Annotated in this window: 19 protein-coding genes; 3 read left to right on the forward strand and 16 right to left on the reverse strand. The window is 49.2% G+C overall.

Annotated elements, in window-relative coordinates; genetic code table 11:
• Positions 1-117: 117 nt before the first annotated feature.
• From DXA97_RS16325 to leuD, 8 genes are all read right to left on the reverse strand, one after another.
• Entirely contained in the window at positions 118-768 is a 651-nt protein-coding gene (locus tag DXA97_RS16325) for an HAD family hydrolase (protein ID WP_118721116.1), read from the reverse strand.
• A 239-nt stretch (positions 769-1,007) separates the two neighbouring features.
• Complete coding sequence (gene pckA, locus DXA97_RS16330; RefSeq protein WP_118721147.1) at positions 1,008-2,612, reverse strand: phosphoenolpyruvate carboxykinase (ATP); 1,605 nt, start codon at positions 2,610-2,612, stop codon at positions 1,008-1,010.
• A gap of 309 nt (positions 2,613-2,921) precedes the next feature.
• Positions 2,922-3,836: a cell wall hydrolase gene (locus DXA97_RS16335; protein ID WP_118721117.1), complete on the reverse strand. Its 915-nt coding sequence runs from the start codon at positions 3,834-3,836 to the stop codon at positions 2,922-2,924.
• A gap of 440 nt (positions 3,837-4,276) precedes the next feature.
• Positions 4,277-4,771, reverse strand: coding sequence for a Cys-tRNA(Pro) deacylase (ybaK, locus tag DXA97_RS16340; RefSeq protein WP_118721118.1), 495 nt, complete (start codon positions 4,769-4,771; stop codon positions 4,277-4,279).
• A gap of 115 nt (positions 4,772-4,886) precedes the next feature.
• Positions 4,887-6,131, reverse strand: coding sequence for a 3-isopropylmalate dehydratase large subunit (locus DXA97_RS16345; protein WP_118721119.1), 1,245 nt, complete (start codon positions 6,129-6,131; stop codon positions 4,887-4,889).
• 14 nt (positions 6,132-6,145) lie between these two features.
• Positions 6,146-6,637: a 3-isopropylmalate dehydratase gene (locus tag DXA97_RS16350; RefSeq protein WP_118721120.1), complete on the reverse strand. Its 492-nt coding sequence runs from the start codon at positions 6,635-6,637 to the stop codon at positions 6,146-6,148.
• Positions 6,638-6,659: 22 nt separating this feature from the next.
• Positions 6,660-7,910 (reverse strand): aconitase/3-isopropylmalate dehydratase large subunit family protein, encoded by a 1,251-nt coding sequence (locus DXA97_RS16355; RefSeq protein ID WP_118721121.1) that lies wholly within the window; start codon positions 7,908-7,910, stop codon positions 6,660-6,662.
• A gap of 3 nt (positions 7,911-7,913) precedes the next feature.
• Positions 7,914-8,396 (reverse strand): 3-isopropylmalate dehydratase small subunit, encoded by a 483-nt coding sequence (gene leuD, locus DXA97_RS16360; protein WP_118721122.1) that lies wholly within the window; start codon positions 8,394-8,396, stop codon positions 7,914-7,916.
• A 251-nt stretch (positions 8,397-8,647) separates the two neighbouring features.
• Between leuD and DXA97_RS16365 the strand changes: the two genes are divergently transcribed.
• Positions 8,648-9,550 (forward strand): LysR family transcriptional regulator, encoded by a 903-nt coding sequence (locus DXA97_RS16365; RefSeq protein ID WP_118721123.1) that lies wholly within the window; start codon positions 8,648-8,650, stop codon positions 9,548-9,550.
• 143 nt (positions 9,551-9,693) lie between these two features.
• Here DXA97_RS16365 and ilvC read toward each other — a convergent pair whose 3' ends face one another.
• From ilvC to DXA97_RS16395, 7 genes are all read right to left on the reverse strand, one after another.
• Positions 9,694-10,713, reverse strand: coding sequence for a ketol-acid reductoisomerase (ilvC, locus tag DXA97_RS16370; protein ID WP_118707168.1), 1,020 nt, complete (start codon positions 10,711-10,713; stop codon positions 9,694-9,696).
• Positions 10,714-10,890: 177 nt separating this feature from the next.
• Positions 10,891-11,391: an acetolactate synthase small subunit gene (gene ilvN / locus DXA97_RS16375; protein WP_118543263.1), complete on the reverse strand. Its 501-nt coding sequence runs from the start codon at positions 11,389-11,391 to the stop codon at positions 10,891-10,893.
• Between the two features lie 151 nt (positions 11,392-11,542).
• Positions 11,543-12,565 (reverse strand): alpha-hydroxy-acid oxidizing protein, encoded by a 1,023-nt coding sequence (locus tag DXA97_RS16380; protein WP_118721124.1) that lies wholly within the window; start codon positions 12,563-12,565, stop codon positions 11,543-11,545.
• Between the two features lie 211 nt (positions 12,566-12,776).
• Positions 12,777-13,568: a ZIP family metal transporter gene (locus tag DXA97_RS16385; RefSeq protein WP_118721125.1), complete on the reverse strand. Its 792-nt coding sequence runs from the start codon at positions 13,566-13,568 to the stop codon at positions 12,777-12,779.
• A gap of 169 nt (positions 13,569-13,737) precedes the next feature.
• Positions 13,738-14,880, reverse strand: a complete 1,143-nt coding sequence (locus tag DXA97_RS16390) for an MATE family efflux transporter (RefSeq protein WP_347561675.1) — start codon at positions 14,878-14,880, stop codon at positions 13,738-13,740.
• Complete coding sequence (locus tag DXA97_RS22440) at positions 14,877-15,116, reverse strand: MATE family efflux transporter (RefSeq protein WP_347561676.1); 240 nt, start codon at positions 15,114-15,116, stop codon at positions 14,877-14,879. Before DXA97_RS22440 ends, DXA97_RS16390 begins: the two co-directional genes overlap by 4 nt.
• Entirely contained in the window at positions 15,113-15,904 is a 792-nt protein-coding gene (locus DXA97_RS16395) for an EFR1 family ferrodoxin (RefSeq protein WP_118721126.1), read from the reverse strand. Before DXA97_RS16395 ends, DXA97_RS22440 begins: the two co-directional genes overlap by 4 nt.
• Before the next feature lie 295 nt (positions 15,905-16,199).
• Between DXA97_RS16395 and DXA97_RS16400 the strand changes: the two genes are divergently transcribed.
• Positions 16,200-16,730, forward strand: a complete 531-nt coding sequence (locus DXA97_RS16400) for a type II secretion system protein (protein ID WP_118721127.1) — start codon at positions 16,200-16,202, stop codon at positions 16,728-16,730.
• A 13-nt stretch (positions 16,731-16,743) separates the two neighbouring features.
• On the opposite strand, the gene DXA97_RS16405 is transcribed toward DXA97_RS16400, so the two are convergent.
• Positions 16,744-17,055 (reverse strand): hypothetical protein, encoded by a 312-nt coding sequence (locus tag DXA97_RS16405; RefSeq protein WP_118721128.1) that lies wholly within the window; start codon positions 17,053-17,055, stop codon positions 16,744-16,746.
• Positions 17,056-17,207: 152 nt separating this feature from the next.
• Here DXA97_RS16405 and DXA97_RS16410 point away from each other — a divergent pair, with 152 nt between their 5' ends.
• Positions 17,208-17,603 (forward strand): LysR family transcriptional regulator, encoded by a 396-nt coding sequence (locus DXA97_RS16410; protein WP_118721129.1) that lies wholly within the window; start codon positions 17,208-17,210, stop codon positions 17,601-17,603.
• Positions 17,604-17,659: the final 56 nt, after the last annotated feature.

Below are 17,659 nucleotides of genomic sequence, written 5' to 3' on the forward strand. Positions count from 1 at the left end.
TAGCGGAGGAACGGTCAATAGGCGGCGGAGCAAAACGGGCGAAAATTCGCGTGAATGCGGTTACGCATGGCGGGGCGGGGGCTTTCGGACTTATTGATATTTACTGTGCAATATTGTTTATAAGGTCCGCAGTACGCGTCCCAGCTCCTGCACATCGTTTGCGATATGACAGGCTCCGGCATTTTCCAGTTCTTCGCGGCTTCCATATCCGTAAAGAACGCCGACGGATTCGATTCCATTCTGCTTTGCACCGTTCATGTCATTTTCCCGGTCTCCGATCATTACAATCTCGTCCGGGTTGGTCAGATTGCAGCTTTCCATAACATAACGGATCACATCGCCTTTATGGACTCGTGTTTCGTTCATGTCTGCACCGCCGACCATCTCAAAATACTCTGCCAGTCCAAAATGCCCGATGATCTTTACGGAATACGGTTCCGGTTTAGAGGTTGCCACGTAGAGCTTGTATCCGTCTTTTTTCAGTCCGGCAAGCAGCTCCGGAATTCCCGGATATACGGCATTCTCGAACATGCCTTTCTCCTCAAAATATTCCCGGTAAATCCCCACGGATTTTTTCGCTTCTTCACGGTCGAAGTGATAATATTTCATAAAACTTTCCACCAACGGCGGTCCTACAAACACATTCAGCGATGTTTTATCTTCCACAAAAATACCGTTGCGTTTTAATGCGTAAGCGACGGAATTGGTGATTCCTTCCGCCGAATCCGTGAGAGTTCCGTCCAAATCAAAGAATATATATTTTTTCATCCTCGTCTCCTTTTTTTATTTATGATTCCAGTATAGCAGAAAATACAACCGATGCACATTCTTTTCTTCTGGAATCCACAGAAGTGCCTTTGCTTTGTTTTCTGTTCACGCACGCGTGCCCAGCAACAGGATTTTACCGATGCTTTGTCAACACTCCGCCCTTGCCTCCTGTGAAGCAGGAAAGGCTGCCACAAGGGCAGCCTTTCCATGAATATTGCAATATGAAATTAATCTCGCGATTAGATCTGCGGACCAGCTGCAACCAGAGCCTTACCAGCTGCGTTGCCTTCGTATTTTGCGAAGTTCTTGGTGAAACGCTGTGCCAGATCTTTTGCCTTGGTCTCCCACTCAGCAGCATCTGCATAGGTGTCTCTCGGATCGAGGATGCCGGTGTCTACACCCGGAAGCTCGGTCGGGATCTCGAAGTTGAAGTACGGAAGCTGTTTGGTCGGTGCTGCGTTGATGGAACCGTTTAAGATTGCATCGATGATACCACGGGTATCTTTGATGGAGATACGTTTGCCTGTACCGTTCCAGCCAGTGTTAACCAGGTATGCTTTTGCACCACTCTTCTCCATTTTCTTAACCAGCTCTTCTGCGTACTTGGTCGGATGCAGCTCCAGGAATGCCTGTCCGAAGCAAGCAGAGAAGGTCGGGGTCGGCTCGGTAATACCACGCTCGGTACCTGCTAACTTAGCAGTGAAACCGGACAGGAAGTAGTACTGGGTCTGCTCCGGAGTCAGAATGGATACTGGCGGAAGTACGCCGAATGCATCTGCGGACAGGAAGATTACGTTCTTAGCCGCCGGTGCTGCGGAGATCGGACGTACGATATTCTTAATATGGTCAATCGGGTAAGATACACGGGTATTCTCGGTTACGCTCTTATCTGCGAAGTCGATCTTGCCGTTTGCATCCAGGGTAACGTTCTCAAGCAGAGCGTTTCTCTTGATTGCATTGTAGATATCCGGCTCGGAATCCTTGTCCAGGTTGATAACCTTTGCGTAGCAGCCGCCCTCGAAGTTGAATACGCCGTTGTCGTCCCAGCCGTGCTCGTCATCACCGATGAGGAGACGCTTCGGGTCGGTAGAAAGGGTGGTCTTACCGGTTCCGGACAGACCGAAGAAGATAGCGGTGTTCTCACCGTTTAAGTCAGTGTTAGCAGAGCAGTGCATGGAAGCGATGCCCTTTAACGGCAGATAGTAGTTCATCATGGAGAACATACCCTTCTTCATCTCGCCGCCGTACCAGGTATTGATGATAACCTGCTCACGGCTGGTGATGTTGAAGACAACTGCAGTCTCGGAGTTTAAGCCAAGCTCTTTGTAGTTCTCAACTTTTGCCTTGGATGCGTTGTAAACAACGAAGTCCGGCTTGAAGTCTTTCAGCTCTTCCTCAGTTGGCTTGATGAACATGTTGGTTACAAAGTGTGCCTGCCATGCAACCTCAACGATGAAGCGGATTGCCATGCGGGTGTCTTTGTTTGCGCCGCAGAATGCATCTACTACGAACAGTCTCTTGTTGGAAAGCTCTTTCTTAGCGATTTCCTTAACAGCTTCCCAAGCCTCTTTGCTTGCCGGATGGTTGTCGTTTTTATACTCGTCGGAGGTCCACCAAACGGTGTCCTTGGAGTTCTCATCCATCACGATATATTTGTCTTTAGGTGAACGACCTGTATAGATACCGGTCATAACGTTGACAGCGCCAAGCTCGCTGACCTGTCCCTTCTCATAGCCTTCCAGACCTGCTTTGGTCTCTTCCTCAAATAACACTTCGTAAGAAGGATTGTAAACCACCTCTGTGGTTCCGGTAATACCATACTGACTTAAATCGATATTTGCCATCTTCATTCAACCTCTCTTTCACTTTCCTCGATATCAATTTTTACCGAAATTCGCGTTTATTATCTCATTGTGTGAAGAAAAAGTCAATATTTGGAAATAAAATTTCCATAATAAAATCCTCATGTAACCCATAAGTTTTGGATTATGTATACAGTGTTTTTTTAAGTTTTCCTTTATGCACAAAAAGAGAATCCATTTGGACTCTCTTTTCGTTTTTCTGCCTTATGGCAGATTCTGTCTGTTTTTTAACAATGTTTATGATTCTTTTCATTTTCGCAGCTGAATATTTCTTCAGCCGGATTCTTCTTTTTATCGAAAGAACTCATGCTTTTCGTGCTGGAACAGATAGGTCAGACTACGGTCGAACCAGCTGACATTACTGGAACGGGACCGGATCCGGTTCATAAAGAACAATGCTCCCTGGGAGTAATCCTCCCCGGAGAGTGCACGGTTGACTGCCTCCACCGTTTTTTCAGACACGCTGCAGCTATTTAACCGTCCATCGCTAACTGGCGAAAACTGGGACCGCTGGTAAACCACATCGGTAATGGTAGACGGGAATTCCCCGTCGCGCACGCGGTTTAAAATGACATTGGCTACCAGGATCCTGCCCTTCATGTCGCAGCCACCTGCCTCAGCCTCTACGATCCGTTTCAAAACCTCATAGTCCTGATCCGAGAAAGAGATGACCGATGACGCCCGCACAGCCTCTGCTGCTGCATGCCTGCGCTCTTCCTCTGCCCTTCTGGCTGCTTCTTCCTCAGCCAGTCTGCGGCGCTCCTCCTCGATCCGCTCCGTCTCTTTTGCGTTTGCTTCGATCACAGCCTTCTGTTCCTGACGCATAGCATCCTGTTCCTGTATATCCCTTGCTATGGTATCACCCACAAGGAGCTGCCCGCTCCTCAAATTGTCAGGATCTGTAAGACGCAGTTGCACCTTTGCTTCCGTTAACAGTTGCGTTTCTCCAGCGATCTCTTCCATCGCTTCGTCCAGTGTTTCCGTGTCCGGAACTTCCCCGTCAGAAGTTTCTGCATAAGCAGTCAGGGCGTTGTGTCCGCCCGCCGCAAATCCAGCGGAAGAAAAAGTCATAACGGCTACCACTGCAGTTCCAGCCATGATGACTGCCGCACTGCGGTATAAACGCTTGGTCATGTTCACTACCGGAGTGAAGATGTTTTTTACAAACTGGCAAACCGTCTGGAGAAATGAACACCATGGATACATGGATATGCTCCTTTCTTCTTTCAGACAAGTGATTCCCTAAATATGGCATTTTTTCGGCTCAAAGTGGGAGTTGAGTCCTGAAATCACTTTTTTTCTTGTGACAGGCGATATTATAGTGGGGGACAAGTGGAACTGTCAATAAGTTTTTCACACTTTTGTCATAAATGCCACCCGGAATTTTCAGGAATTTGCTCTTTTCTATAGCTTTTCACAAAGTTTTTCCGCTTAAACAGCCATTTTTTTGTTTCATTTTTCTTCCGAACTATTACGCAATTATTACATTTTTGTTAATTATACCGTTATAAAAAAAGAGCCGAACATTGTCGGTTCTTTTTTATGTAAACTTATCTTTTCTTTTTTTCCATGAAACTCCAGCAGATTGCCAGGCAGATCCGCAATTTTCGCTGTTTCACAGCGGCAAACATGCTGGAAGAGTGTGGTCATTCAACCGTCAGACTGGCATATTCTGCCTCGGTGTAGGCCTTCAGATCCTCCGGATTTAAGATGACCTGCGCACCGCGGATACCTGCGCTGACTGCGATCTCATCAAATAAAATTGCTGTTTCTTCTATATAAGTAGGAAACTTTTTCTTCATGCCGATCGGGGAACAGCCACCACGGATGTATCCAGTGGTCGGGAGAAGCTCTTTCATGGGAAGCATCTCCACTTTTTTATCGCCCACAGCCCTGGCTACCTTTTTTAAGTCCAGCTCCTCTGCCACGGGAATGCAGCAGACCAGATAGCCCCGCTTCTCACCCTTTAACACCAGGGTCTTAAACACACTGTCCGGGTCCTCGCCGATCTGGTTTGCTACGTGGATGCCGGAAAGGTCGTTCTCATCCACCTCATACTCCTGGACACGGTAGGAAATGCCTGCTGCATCTAAAAGACGCATGACATTCGTTTTTTCCTGTTTTTGTGCTTTCATATACATAATCTCCATGCAACGGGACAGCCGTAAGCCGGTTTCCCTAGTCATATTGAGCCCCAAATGCAGCTCAAACCGGGCTGCATTTCCAGGCAAAAATTAAGTTACTTTGTTTCCATGTTTATACCGGGCTCACGATCTTACCAGCTACAGCACAGGCTGCAGCGGTTCTCGGGGATGCCAGGTAAATCTCTACTTTGGAGGTTCCCATACGTCCTAAGAAGTTGCGGTTGTTGGTTGCCACAACGCGTTCGCCGTCGCTTAAGATACCGCCGGTACGGCCGCAGCAGAGTCCGCAGCCCGGATGGGTTACGATCGCGCCTGCCTCCATTAAGGTTTTGATCGCGCCGCATGCTGCTGCCTCCTGGTATACCTTGCGGCTGGCCGGGGTAACGATGAGCTTGACATACGGAGCCACGCTCTTGCCTTTTAATACCTCTGCTGCTGCCTGCAGGTCCTCCAGACGGCCATTGGTGCAGGAACCGATAAACACCTGGTCAATGACGTTGCCTTCCAGCTCGCTGACATTGCGGATCTTATCTACCTGGGAAGGACATGCCATAACCGGGACAAAATCTTCCGCCTTGTAGTGAAGTTCTTTTAAGTAAACTGCATCCGGGTCGCCTGCCAGGCTCTTCTGAAAGTCATCCAGCTTAATCTCACAGTACTCCTCGGTCTTCTCATCCGGGGTAAACAGCGCGCATTTTGCTCCTGCCTCAATTGCCATGTTCGCCATGGTTGTGCGGCTGGCAATGCTCATGTTCTTCACTGCAGAGCCGGTAAACTCCAGGGCACGGTAGGTTGCACCGTCTGCGCCCAGGTCTCCGATCAGGCGGAGGATCACATCTTTGGACATAACGCCCTCCGGCAGCTCGCCGTCAATGACAACTTTGATGGTTTCCGGCACCTTTACCCAGAGAGTTCCGGTTCCCAGGATGGAAGCCATCTCGGTGTAGCCGATTCCGGTGGAGAATGCGCCTACACAGCCGTAGGTCGTGGTGTGGCTGTCGGTACCAAATACGACATGTCCTGGCTTTACATAGCCTGCCTCCGTCATCAGCTGGTGGCAGATTCCGTCACTTCTGTGAATGTTTTTGATGCCATACTGCTCTACGAATGCATCGCCTATGCGGAAATGACGGGTGTCGTCCTGCTGGCTTGCCGGTACCAGATGATCGTAGATCAGAACGACCTTATCCGGGTCCCATACTTTTGCAAAGCCCATCTCGTGGAACTTGTCCACGATGAACGGGATCATGATGTCATCTAACATCACGCGGTCTACGTTTACGGTAACAATATCGCCCGGCTTTACATCCTTGCCGGTATTATGTGCTAAAATTTTCTCAATGATTGTCTGTCCCATAGCTTCCTCCTACTCTAATCCAGCCCGTTGCGTTTGCGCATGGCTTTGACCAGACCGCCGGCCTCGATGATCTCCATTAAGTTCTCCGGCAGGGAAGCGATCGGGTATTTCTTTCCATTATAATCAACAGCTTCATTCACGGTAACGGTGATGGTATCGCCCTCGTTTACCACATCATGAAGCTCCGGCTGTTCCAGTAAGAGCAGTCCGTTGTTTAAGGCATTGCGGTAAAAAATGCGCGCAAAGGACTTGGCGATGATGCAGGGAATGCCAAGTGCCTTGATAACCTCCGGTGCCTGCTCTCTGGAAGAGCCGCAGCCGAAGTTTTTGCCTGCTACAATGATATCTCCCGGCTTGATCTGACCCGCAAGCTCCGGACGGAGCGGGGAAAAGCCGTACTGTTTCATATCGTCAATGGTCTTTAAGGCCAGGTATTCGGTCGGGATGATGATGTCGGTATCGATGTCATCGCCCAGGACCCAGACCTTTCCGGTATACTGTGCCATAGTTTTTATCCTCTTTCATTTTTTATAACATATCAGCCGTACATATCTCGCCCTTCACGGCAGATGCTGCCACGGTTGCTGCGGAACCTAAATAAACCTTGGAGCTCGGATGTCCGGCACGTCCCTTAAAGTTTCTGGTACCGGTGCTGATCAGAACCTCATTCTCGCCGATCACACCCTGACAGCTTCCCCAGCAGACGCTGCAGTTCGGGTTCATCACGATCGCACCGCTCTCCATGAAGGTCTGGATCAGTCCCTCATCCAGTGCCTGTAAATAAACCTCGCGGCTGGCCGGAACAACCAGGAAACGTACATGGTCAGAAATTTTCTTTCCTTTTACAATGGCTGCACCGACTCTGAGGTCGTCGATACGTCCGTTGTTGCAGGAGCCAAGGAATGCCTCGTCAATGCGGACACCGCAAACCTCTTTTGCAGGCACAACATCATCCACGAAGTCCGGACGTGCTGCAACCGGCTGGATTTTGGAAAGGTCAAAGGTATACTCTCTTGCGTAAACCGCATCGGCATCGCTCTTGAAAACAGCCTTCGGCTCACGGCCTCTTGCCTTTAAGTACTCCAGGGCGATCTCATCTGCCTCGAAGATCGCGGTCTTTGCACCTGCCTCTACGGCCAGGTTGCAGAGTACCATACGGTCGTTGACGCTTAACGTCTTCGCACCGTCACCGGTAAACTCCATTACCTGATAGTTCACGCCATTTGCACCGATCTCACCGATGATGGTAAGCATCAAATCTCTCGGATATACGCCCTCCGGCAGCTTTCCAACCAGATTAAATTTCACGGTCTCCGGAACCAGTACCCAGGAGGTTCCGGTTACCATGCCGTAAAGCAGGTCGGTACAGCCAACACCGGTACCGAATGCGCCCAGCGCACCGTAGGTGCAGGTATGGCTGTCTGCGCCGAAGATCAGCTCACCCGGGCAGACATAGTGTTCCATCATGATCTGATGGCACACACCTTTGCCTTCCCAGAAATCAATGTTATTCTCTTTTGCGAAGTCGCGCATTTTTTTCTGGGAAGCAGCGGTCTTCGGGCTGTCAGACGGTACGTTATGGTCCACGATGAAGACCATCTTCTTCGGATCAGCAATATGCGGATGCTTTAATTTGTTATGGTACATATCGACGGTTAAATGTGTGGTTCCGTCGTTGCTCATCATGCGGTCTAAGGTTACGGTATGGATATCTCCTGCTTTTACCTCCGGCACACCGGCTGCAAGAGCGATGATTTTTTCAGCGATTGTCATTCCCATGGCTTAGTCTTCCTCCTTATTCAGTGATGCGATCAGTCCGCCCTGGCTTAATATCTGCTGCATATAAGCCGGCAGTTTGGTGCAGGAATAGGTGTTTCCGTTTGCTTTTGCAACACCTTCGGTGAGGGAAAGGTCCATCTCATCCCCGGTGTTTACTGCATCCGGAAGGTCCTTGCAGACGATGACCGGAAGACCAATGTTAATGGCATTGCGGTAGAAAATGCGGGCAAAGGATTTTGCAACCACAGCCTGAACGCCCAGCGCTTTTAACACGCTCGGTGCCTGCTCTCTGGAAGAGCCGCAGCCAAAGTTCTCGCCGCCTACTACATAATCGCCCGGTTTTACTTTTTTCGGGAAGTCCGGGTCTAAAGACTCAAATGTATGATCCTTCATCTCGTCGATGGTAGGAAGTAACAGATACTGGGATGCGATGATCTGATCCGTATCCAGGTCATTGTGAAATTTAAAAATTTTTCCGACTGACATAATGTCCTCCTGACAGTTCTTTTTCTTTCTGGCCGTGCATGCTTTGGTGGATGTTTTTTCACACTCTGGTTTTGCTTCCGCATACAGGCATTTTTTGTCACTTATTGAATTATATCATCACTACTGATATAATGACAATAGATAATACTCATATGTATCATAACAGTTAGTTATAAAGTAAGCGATATGATTCTATTCTGTCTTAGGCACAGACCGGAGAGTCTATCATTCTATTAGGGGGATTACGCGATATGGACCAGAATTTATCACAATACCGCATTTTTTATGCCGTGGCAAAGGCCGGAAATATTTCCCGCGCCGCAAAAGAACTTTACATCAGCCAGCCTGCGATCAGCAAATCCATCAGCAAGCTGGAAGACAGCTTAAACACGGTGCTCTTTACCCGGAATTCCCGCGGGGTACAGCTCACCGAAGAGGGACAGGTGCTCTTCGAACATACCCGCGATGCTTTCGATGAACTCACCAAAGGAGAAATGGAATTAAAACGTATCCGTGAATTCAACATGGGGCACATCCGCATCGGAGTCAGCAATACCTTATGCCGTTTTATCATGGTAAAATATCTGAAAGGTTTTATCGAGCAGTACCCGCATATTAAGATCACCATCGAAAGCCAGCCTACCATCCAGACACTGTCCATGTTAGAGCAGCAGCGCATCGACATTGGCCTGGTCGTGGAACAGAAAGCAGCCAAAAACATGGATTTCATTCCGGTTATGGATATTGAGGATATTTTCGTCGCCACCCCGGCCTATCTGGAAAACTTAAAGCTCCGGGAAGGTGCCGACACCAATGTATTCCAGAGCGGCAACCTCATGCTGCTTGACAAAAACAACATTACCCGCCATTACATCGATGACTACATGACGCTCAACCAGATCATTGCAAACAACCTTCTGGAGGTCACCACCATGGACCTGCTCATCGAGTTTGCCCGCATTGGTCTGGGAATCGGATGTGTCATAAAAGAGTTTGTAAAAGAAGATCTGGATTCCGGACGACTTGTGCAGTTAAAGCTCGACACCCCGATCCACAAGCGCACCATTGGATTTTTATGGCAGAGTAACCGCACTTCCAAGGCGTTAGATACATTTATCCGATTCTGTCGGGCACAGGACAGCCGGAATCTGTGATTTTCCACCACCAAAATAATTTTTTTCTGTAACAAGCAAAGCTGCATTTCAGGCAAAGTCCCATGTGCAGCTTTTATTCTGCTCAAAAAAGGAGCCTCCGCAATGCGGAGACTCCTTTTTGTAATCTCTGTATGAGAATTTGATTAGTTGTTGATGAGCTTTCCGCTCTCGTCGTTCCAGCTGTACAGCTTACGGATCTCAGCGCCGACTTTCTCAGACGGATGCTCAGAAGCAAGCTTTCTCATAGCCTTGAAGTGAACCTGACGGCCTGCCGGGCTCATATCAAGCAGGAACTCTTTTGCGAAGGTACCATCCTGGATATCGGAAAGGATCTTCTTCATAGCCTTCTTGGTATCCTCGGTGATGATCTTCGGTCCGGTGATGTAATCGCCGTACTCAGCAGTGTTGGAGATAGAGTATCTCATGCCTGCGAAACCGGACTGGTAAATAAGGTCAACGATCAGCTTCATCTCGTGGATGCACTCGAAGTAAGCGTTTCTCGGATCGTAGCCAGCCTCAACCAAGGTCTCGAAACCAGCCTGCATCAGAGCGCAAACGCCGCCGCAAAGAACAGCCTGCTCACCGAAGAGGTCAGTCTCAGTCTCGGTACGGAAGGTAGTCTCAAGAAGACCAGCTCTTGCGCCGCCGATACCAAGGCCATATGCCAGAGCTTTCTCCAGAGCCTTGCCGGTGTAATCCTGCTCTACAGCTACCAGACACGGAGTACCCTTGCCCTCCTGGTACTCGGAACGAACGGTGTGGCCCGGTGCCTTCGGAGCGATCATGGTAACATCGACATTTGCCGGCGGTTTGATGCAGCCGAAATGAATGTTGAAGCCATGAGCGAACATTAACATGTTGCCCTCTTCCAGGTTCGGCTCGATGTCTTTCTTGTACATATCAGCCTGCAGCTCATCGTTGATCAGGATCATGATGATGTCTGCTTTCTTTGCAGCCTCTGCTGCGGTATATACTTTAAAGCCCTGTGCCTCAGCCTTTGCCCAGGACTTGCTGCCCTCGTACAGACCGATGATAACGTCACATCCGGACTCCTTTAAGTTTAATGCATGTGCATGTCCCTGGCTGCCGTAGCCAATGATAGCGATGGTCTTTCCATCCAGTAAGGACAGGTTACAGTCTTCCTGATAATAAATCTTTGCCATCTTCTTTTCCTCCTCAAGAATCTTTAGATTCATAGTTGTGTGGTAACTAGAAAGCAGGTTCCCTCCAGCTGCCTGTATGCTTCATGCGCCAGCGCTTCGACGACTCTCAGTCCGCCCCTGAAGTTTCTGACACTTAAAGTCCCTTGTAATAAGTCCGTGTCTTCACGGAATTTCTGCTTACGGAAGATACCGCACGTCATCAGAGCCGCGGGATAAGCCGGTCAGTCCGGTTCTTGCAAGCTCTAAGATCTCGTAATCCTCCAGCAGGTTGATCAGTGCGTCCAGCTTGGACTGGTCGCCGGTCAGCATGACGGTAAGGGAATCCTTGCCTACATCCACGATGGTTGCGCGGAAAATATCGGAAATGGCACTGACTGCCTGACGCTGACTCGCGTTGGCCCGTACTTTCACCATAATCAGTTCCCGGTAAACGGAATGACCCGGTTTTAATTCCTTGATATCGCGGACATCCTCCAGCTTGCGGAGCTGTTTTTCGATTTGCTCTAAAACGTTCTGATCGCCAAAAGCAACGACTGTCATTCTGGAATACCGCTCATCTGCAGTGACACCAACGGTCAGACTCTCGATGTTGTAGCCACGGCGGCTGAATAAGCCTGCTACACGGCTTAAGACACCTGATGTGTTGTCTACTAACAATGATAACACGATTCGATCCATAAGTGTTCTCCCTTCTGTCACGTTCTCTTTATGATAACAATCCTGGTACTATTTGTCAACTATATAAAAGGAATGTGTAATATTCTTTTCAGTTATACCTAATGTTGTTTTCCTTTCGGAAACGGTCATATGTCCGCAATTAGAAGACATTTCAATCGTTCCGCACCATATTTCTCGTGATCTCAGCCAGACTGTGTGCGCCGCACATAGCCATAGTGTCTTTTAACTGGCTTCCCAGACGGTTCACCAGTTCCCTGACGCCTTCCTCTGCCCCGCCATATACCGCGGTGACAAACGGGCGGGCAATCAGCACACCGTCAGCACCAAGTGCCAGTGCCTTGAAGATGTCAATGCCGTTTCGGATACCACCATCCACCAGGATCTTCATGGAACCGCCGCCCACAGCCTCTGCGATCTCAGGAAGCACCTCCGCAGTTGCCGGGCACTGGTCCAGGACACGTCCGCCGTGATTGGATACCACAATCGCAGATGCACCGGCCTCCTTCGCCTTTAATGCGCCCTTCACGGTCATAACACCCTTTACGATAAACGGAACTCCTGCCTCGCGGATGATACCGGAAAGTTCTTCTACGGTCTTGCTGCCTGCAGGCGGAGTCAAATTCTGTAAGAACGGAAGACCTGCCGCATCAATATCCATGGCCGCCGCAAAGGCTTTGGATTCTCTTACCAGTTTCATCTTCTCTGCTACCGTTTCTGCATTCCATGGCTTCACGGTCGGCACGCCAAGTCCGTTTGCCTTTCCGATCGCCGCGGTAGCCGCGCGCATCACCTCCGGGTTGGTTCCGTCGCCGGTAAATGCTGCAATGCCAGCCTCCGCGCAGGCACGCACCAGAATATCATTATACGCTGCATCATCATACTTGTCCCCGTAATGCAGATTCACAGCGCCCACCGGACCCGCAAAGAACGGATAGGCAAACTGTTTTCCAAAAAGTTCCAGTCTGGTATCCACCGGACCATTCTCGCAGAGCGTGTCCATCTGTACGCGGATCTCTCTCCACTTATCGTAATTGCGGATTGCCGTGTCGCCCTCGCCCTTGGCGCCCGGGCCCGGCATGGTATTCTTGCAGGCGCGGCCATTGCAGACCGGACATCCCTTACAGTACGAACCAAGACAGGTCCTTGCATTCTTTAAAACCTCTTCCTGTGTCATTCTATACACTCCTTATTATGTATTAGCCGGGAAGCGCGTGTTTAAAGGCTTTCCGGCTTATATTACTTTGCTGCCATTTTTCAATTTTGCATTGCTGTATGTTGTTGCCTTTTTCAGTATATTCTGTTGCTTTTCTGCACGTTCCATTGCATTTTGCATCCAGCACAGCAGCCTTGCAAATGCGTTGCACCGGTCTATATCGGGTTGAGAATCACCCGAGCGCCACATCCAGAATCATCATGATCAGGAACCCCACCGCAAATCCCATGGTTCCCATGTCTGAATGTTCGCCCTGTGCGGATTCCGGGATCAGCTCCTCCACAACCACATAGATCATGGCTCCTGCTGCAAACGCCAGCATGTAAGGCACGATCGGCACCAGAACCTTTGCGCATAAAATTGTAACCAATGCCCCGATCGGCTCCACCACACCGGACAACGTTCCCATGATAAACGCACGAAGCTTCGACTGCCCCTCACTGTGCAATGGCAGGGAAATGATGGCTCCCTCCGGAAAGTTCTGGATCGCAATGCCGATGGTTAAGGCAAATGCTCCTGCCACGGTGATCGGTGCACTTCCGGTCAGAAGCCCGGCAAATACAACGCCCACCGCCATGCCCTCCGGCAGGTTATGAAGTGTTACCGCAAACACCAGCATGGTTGTCTTCTTTAAGTTACTCTTTGGTCCCTCCGGCGTATCGCTTCCCATATGAAGATGCGGGATCAGCTTATCTAACATCCACAAAAAAAGCATACCAATGGAAAAGCCCACTGCCGCCGGGATAAAGGCCAGCTTTCCTGCTGACTCGCACATCTCCATAGCTGGGATCAGAAGCGACCACACCGAAGCAGCCACCATGATGCCGGAGGCAAATCCCAGAAGCATCTTCTGGATGACCGACTTGATCTCCTTCTGTACAAAAAATACGCAGCCCGCTCCTATGGTCGTTCCCAGAAACGGGATCAAAATTCCTAAAATAATATGAAACAGCTCCTCTCGCATGAGAGATCACCCTCTTTCCTTATAGTATCTTATTCCGCAACTGGCTACATGCGATACTATACAGAAAAAAGTATGGCTGTTTTTGGCTGTCATTTTGTCACGGTCTGCTGTTGGCCAGACAACAGCAGACTTTGCAGTCGTTCTTGCCGCAAATGCTTGTTTCTTTCCGTCATCCGGCTTTTTCTGTTCTCCCAACAGTCTTCGGATCCCCAACAACCCGCTTAAACACACAGAGAAACATGATCGTGGAAAACACCGGACCGGCAAAATCAGAAATGGTTTCCGCAAAAAATACATTCGTCACCCCGGTGAGCACCGGAACTGCCACGACGGACGCAAAGTAAATAAACTTCCGAAACAGTGACAAGGTGATCGCTACCTTTGCAATGCCCATTCCAGTAAAACCATCGACCACGGTATACTGAATCGCCAGCGGGAGCACGCCAAGCGTGGAAACCCGGATGGCCCAGGCACTTAATGCCACGTATTCCTCATTGCGGGTGAAGATCCGCACAAAAACCTCCGGAATGCACTGTGCCGCCAGGAACATGATCGCGTTAAATACCAGACAGCAGGTGACGATCCACCGCTCCGCTTTCCAGATGCGGTCCGGACGCTTCGCCCCGAAGTTATACCCAAGAATGGTCTGTGTACCAGAAGTAATACCGCCAAGCGGCATGGTAATGATCAGCATAAAACTCTGGACAATGGCCGCACAAGTTAAAAGGACATCGCCCTGACCAGGGCCTCCCAGACGCTGGATCACCATATTCTGGGAAATGACCAGCACATTGTCCAGCGCAATGATGATAAACGGGGAGAAACCGACTTTGACGATCTGCAGCATCAGTTTCGGATCATACCCGTGAAAGGTAATGCGGATCGGTACCTTTTTCCCAAACAGGAAGCGCAGGACATAAACGCAGGAGCACATCTGCGACAGTACCGTAGCCAGTGCCGCACCGCGCACATCCAGGTTCAGTCCGAAAATAAATACCGGATCTAGGATGATATTCGCCACTGCACCGATCACAACCGCTTTCATACCGACTTTCGCAAAGCCCTGGCAGATGATAAACTGGTTCATGCCCGTTGTCATCAATGCAAAAAACGTGCCGCACAGATAAATGGTCATATAAGATAACGCATACGGAAACGTTGTCTCGCCTGCGCCAAACCACCAGAGCAGCTTTTCCCGAAGTCCCAGCACACAGACGGTCAAAATCAGGGACATCACCGTCAGCATGAGAAAACAATTAGCAAGGATCTGTCCTGCTCCCTTTTCATTCTTCTGCCCCATGCGGATACTCATAAGCGGCGCGCGCCTACCCCCACCAAAATAGCGAAGGACGAAACCAGGGTTACAATGGGACCGCAGATACCGACACCGGCCAGAGCCACCTCTCCGATTTTTGGGATGTTTCCTATGTACATACGGTCTACAATGCTGTAAAACACACTGACGAACTGAGCCAGCATGGATGGCAGTGCCAGACGAAGGACCAGCCCCCGTATGTCATCGGTGTCTAAGTCATTTTCCAGCTTCATAGTACAAACTCTGCACCCTTTCTGTCCGTGCAAACTTTCTTTAATTTCTGGCGGATAGCGAGAGTCACCAGGGTTCCAAGCTTCCTTGCGTGCTTCGGGCAGATCTGAACGCAGCGCATGCAGGTAATGCAGGCCGTTTCATCCGTCACCTTCGGGTCCGTCCTGGAAATGGCCTGAACCGGACATTTGCTGACGCAGAGCCCGCAGCTCTCACAGGCAGAAGATACGCTGATCTTCAAAGGCAGCGTTCCGTAAGGCTTATACGGGCGGTTCCCTTTGATGGAAAGCTCCGGCAGCTTTGTGCTTCCGGCTGTGTTCTTCAGTTTCTGTCTTACCGCCTGCGCAAAAGCAGCCATCTCTTTTTTATCGTTTTCATCCGGTCGGCCAGTGCCATACACTCTTGCAATGTTATGCTCCGTTGCCACAGCTGCCGCTGCTGCCGGAATGAAGCCCTGCTCCTTTAAAATATCAGAAAGCTCCAGCAGTGCATCCTCATATGCCCGGTTGCCAAACGTAACCACAAGCACCACCGGGGTCCGCTTTCCATGCATTTTTTTCAGTCGCTCTGTTGCTGTTTCCGGCACACGTCCTCCATAAACCGGCACACCGACTACTGCAAGTTCGTGCTCGGTAAAGGTATAGTCCGGGCGGGAAGGAATGGCATCGGTTAAGTCCACCTCATCCGTTTTTTGTTTATCTGCCGCGATCTGCCCTGTAATCCACTCTGTCACGCTCTTGGTCGTGCCGGTAGGACTGAAGTAAATCCCGGTAATTTGTGAAATATTCATAATACAATCTCCCTTTTTTCATGAACCCCCGTTCACATTTTTATGAACACAGACAGAGAATAAATCCCCACAAATTCCACTGTCCGTGTGTAGTTCGATTTTAGCATTTTGCAAGGGAAATAGCAACCTTGGGCAGTGCACAATCGTTGCATAAAAAGCAGATCTTCTCTATCCAGTTCCAGCCATTGTGCTACAATAAAGCCAGTGTTTCGGGATGGTCTGGAAGTATGGAGTATCGATTCCGTACGCTGGAACATTTGCTGGGATCATAAAAATTTGACAAATGGAGTGCATGATGAGAAGACAATTACATTCATGGAAAGGATTTACACTGGCAGAGCTTCTTGTAGTTGTGGCTATCGTTGGAATCTTAGTCAGTGTTTCTATTCCGGTGTTTACAAGCCAGGCTGAAAAAAGCCGGGAAACAACAGATGTAGCAAATCTGAGAAGTGCGTATTCTGCAGCCCGCTATCTTTCCGCATTGGGAGAATTCACGGTAACGGATGCAGACGGAAAAAATCCGAAAACATATATATGGGAGGCAGACTATCCACATTTGAAGGGCTCTTCCAGTGGAAATGCAAACCCGTTTTTCTATGATCCGGACAGCGGACAGATCTACTACACCTGTCCGAAAAAGCCATGCGGCAAGGGAACTTCCGTGGATGGCGGCACAAAAAGTATTTTCTTTGGAAAGGGCGAATATCGGGGAGACAGAGATTTCCGAAAGGCGAATATCGTGATCTATTTTGAGAACTCCTCTGATAAAGGAGCAATCAGTGTCTATTTTGGATATAAAAATGGAGATGCAGTGGTTCAGTATTAGAGATGTCTTCCGGTCAATAATGCCCGGCTTCGTGCTCTGCGTTCAGCCAGTCCACTGCCTCCCAGATTCCATCTGTGGTGAACGGAAAATCCTTGTGATGTTTTTTTTCATCCGGCGTCACTTCAAAGTTAAACGGTTCTGGCCAGATGATGGCGCGGATCACGGTCTCCGTTTTTGCCGGTGTTTCTTCCGTAGCAGGCTCTAGCTCATTGTCATGCTTGATGAGCACGTAACGCATTCCTTTGAAGCTTCCTGTAAAGCGGCTTTTTTTTAAAAACGGAATAGAAATATCCCCGCGCAATTCAATCTTATTGGTTTCTTTCATATCAATTCCTTATCTTTCTGAAGGTAACAATTTACCCATATACAGTAACAGTTTTTTTGCTTTTTGTCGAGAAAAAATTGCCCGGACGATCACAGCGTGCTATACTAAAAAATAGAACGTAAACTTGCATTTAGAAAGGACATAGCATTTTCATGGGCCGCAGACCAAAACCAACCTTCGATGAATCCATTTCTCCCACAGACCTTCCGCTCCGGCCATCCGTAAGGCTCCGCCTTGCAAAGAGCGATACCTTTTTTGGCCCCGGCGTTGCAGAGTTTCTCACTCTGGTGGACCAGACCAATTCCATGCAGACCGCCTGCCGGGAAATGGAAATGTCTTACAGTAAAGGCTGGAAGATCATTAAAAAAGCCGAAAAATATCTGGGCTATTCCCTGATTCAGTCAAGATCCGGCGGTGCAGCCGGTGGTTCCTCCCATCTGACAAAGGAAGCGAAGGATTTTCTCTCACGTTATCAGGATATGGAAAAAGAGCTGAAAGCAGTCACTGCCCAGCTCTTTGATAAATATTTTGGTTCTTATCCGCATTAATACCATTAAAAACTCTACTGTTCACATATGCAGGCCCAGTATTCTGAATTCCACAT

The organism is Clostridium sp. OF09-36, assembly GCF_003481985.1.
In the GTDB taxonomy this organism is placed as follows: Bacteria; Bacillota; Clostridia; order Lachnospirales; family Lachnospiraceae; genus Brotaphodocola.

What these genes read in the sequence shown, in the direction of transcription:
- pckA (WP_118721147.1), bottom strand. Translation starts at nt 2,612, where the DNA reads ATGGCAAATATCGATTTAAGTCAGTATGGTATTACCGGAACCACAGAG.
- DXA97_RS16385 (WP_118721125.1), bottom strand. Translation starts at nt 13,568, where the DNA reads ATGCGAGAGGAGCTGTTTCATATTATTTTAGGAATTTTGATCCCGTTT.
- DXA97_RS16395 (WP_118721126.1), bottom strand. Translation starts at nt 15,904, where the DNA reads ATGAATATTTCACAAATTACCGGGATTTACTTCAGTCCTACCGGCACG.
- DXA97_RS16410 (WP_118721129.1), top strand. Translation starts at nt 17,208, where the DNA reads ATGGGCCGCAGACCAAAACCAACCTTCGATGAATCCATTTCTCCCACA.
- DXA97_RS16380 (WP_118721124.1), bottom strand. Translation starts at nt 12,565, where the DNA reads ATGACACAGGAAGAGGTTTTAAAGAATGCAAGGACCTGTCTTGGTTCG.
- ilvN (WP_118543263.1), bottom strand. Translation starts at nt 11,391, where the DNA reads ATGGATCGAATCGTGTTATCATTGTTAGTAGACAACACATCAGGTGTC.
- DXA97_RS16390 (WP_347561675.1), bottom strand. Translation starts at nt 14,880, where the DNA reads ATGAGTATCCGCATGGGGCAGAAGAATGAAAAGGGAGCAGGACAGATC.
- ybaK (WP_118721118.1), bottom strand. Translation starts at nt 4,771, where the DNA reads ATGTATATGAAAGCACAAAAACAGGAAAAAACGAATGTCATGCGTCTT.
- leuD (WP_118721122.1), bottom strand. Translation starts at nt 8,396, where the DNA reads ATGTCAGTCGGAAAAATTTTTAAATTTCACAATGACCTGGATACGGAT.
- DXA97_RS16345 (WP_118721119.1), bottom strand. Translation starts at nt 6,131, where the DNA reads ATGGGACAGACAATCATTGAGAAAATTTTAGCACATAATACCGGCAAG.
- DXA97_RS16335 (WP_118721117.1), bottom strand. Translation starts at nt 3,836, where the DNA reads ATGTATCCATGGTGTTCATTTCTCCAGACGGTTTGCCAGTTTGTAAAA.
- DXA97_RS16355 (WP_118721121.1), bottom strand. Translation starts at nt 7,910, where the DNA reads ATGGGAATGACAATCGCTGAAAAAATCATCGCTCTTGCAGCCGGTGTG.
- DXA97_RS16325 (WP_118721116.1), bottom strand. Translation starts at nt 768, where the DNA reads ATGAAAAAATATATATTCTTTGATTTGGACGGAACTCTCACGGATTCG.
- DXA97_RS16400 (WP_118721127.1), top strand. Translation starts at nt 16,200, where the DNA reads ATGAGAAGACAATTACATTCATGGAAAGGATTTACACTGGCAGAGCTT.
- DXA97_RS22440 (WP_347561676.1), bottom strand. Translation starts at nt 15,116, where the DNA reads ATGAAGCTGGAAAATGACTTAGACACCGATGACATACGGGGGCTGGTC.
- DXA97_RS16365 (WP_118721123.1), top strand. Translation starts at nt 8,648, where the DNA reads ATGGACCAGAATTTATCACAATACCGCATTTTTTATGCCGTGGCAAAG.
- DXA97_RS16405 (WP_118721128.1), bottom strand. Translation starts at nt 17,055, where the DNA reads ATGAAAGAAACCAATAAGATTGAATTGCGCGGGGATATTTCTATTCCG.
- ilvC (WP_118707168.1), bottom strand. Translation starts at nt 10,713, where the DNA reads ATGGCAAAGATTTATTATCAGGAAGACTGTAACCTGTCCTTACTGGAT.
- DXA97_RS16350 (WP_118721120.1), bottom strand. Translation starts at nt 6,637, where the DNA reads ATGGCACAGTATACCGGAAAGGTCTGGGTCCTGGGCGATGACATCGAT.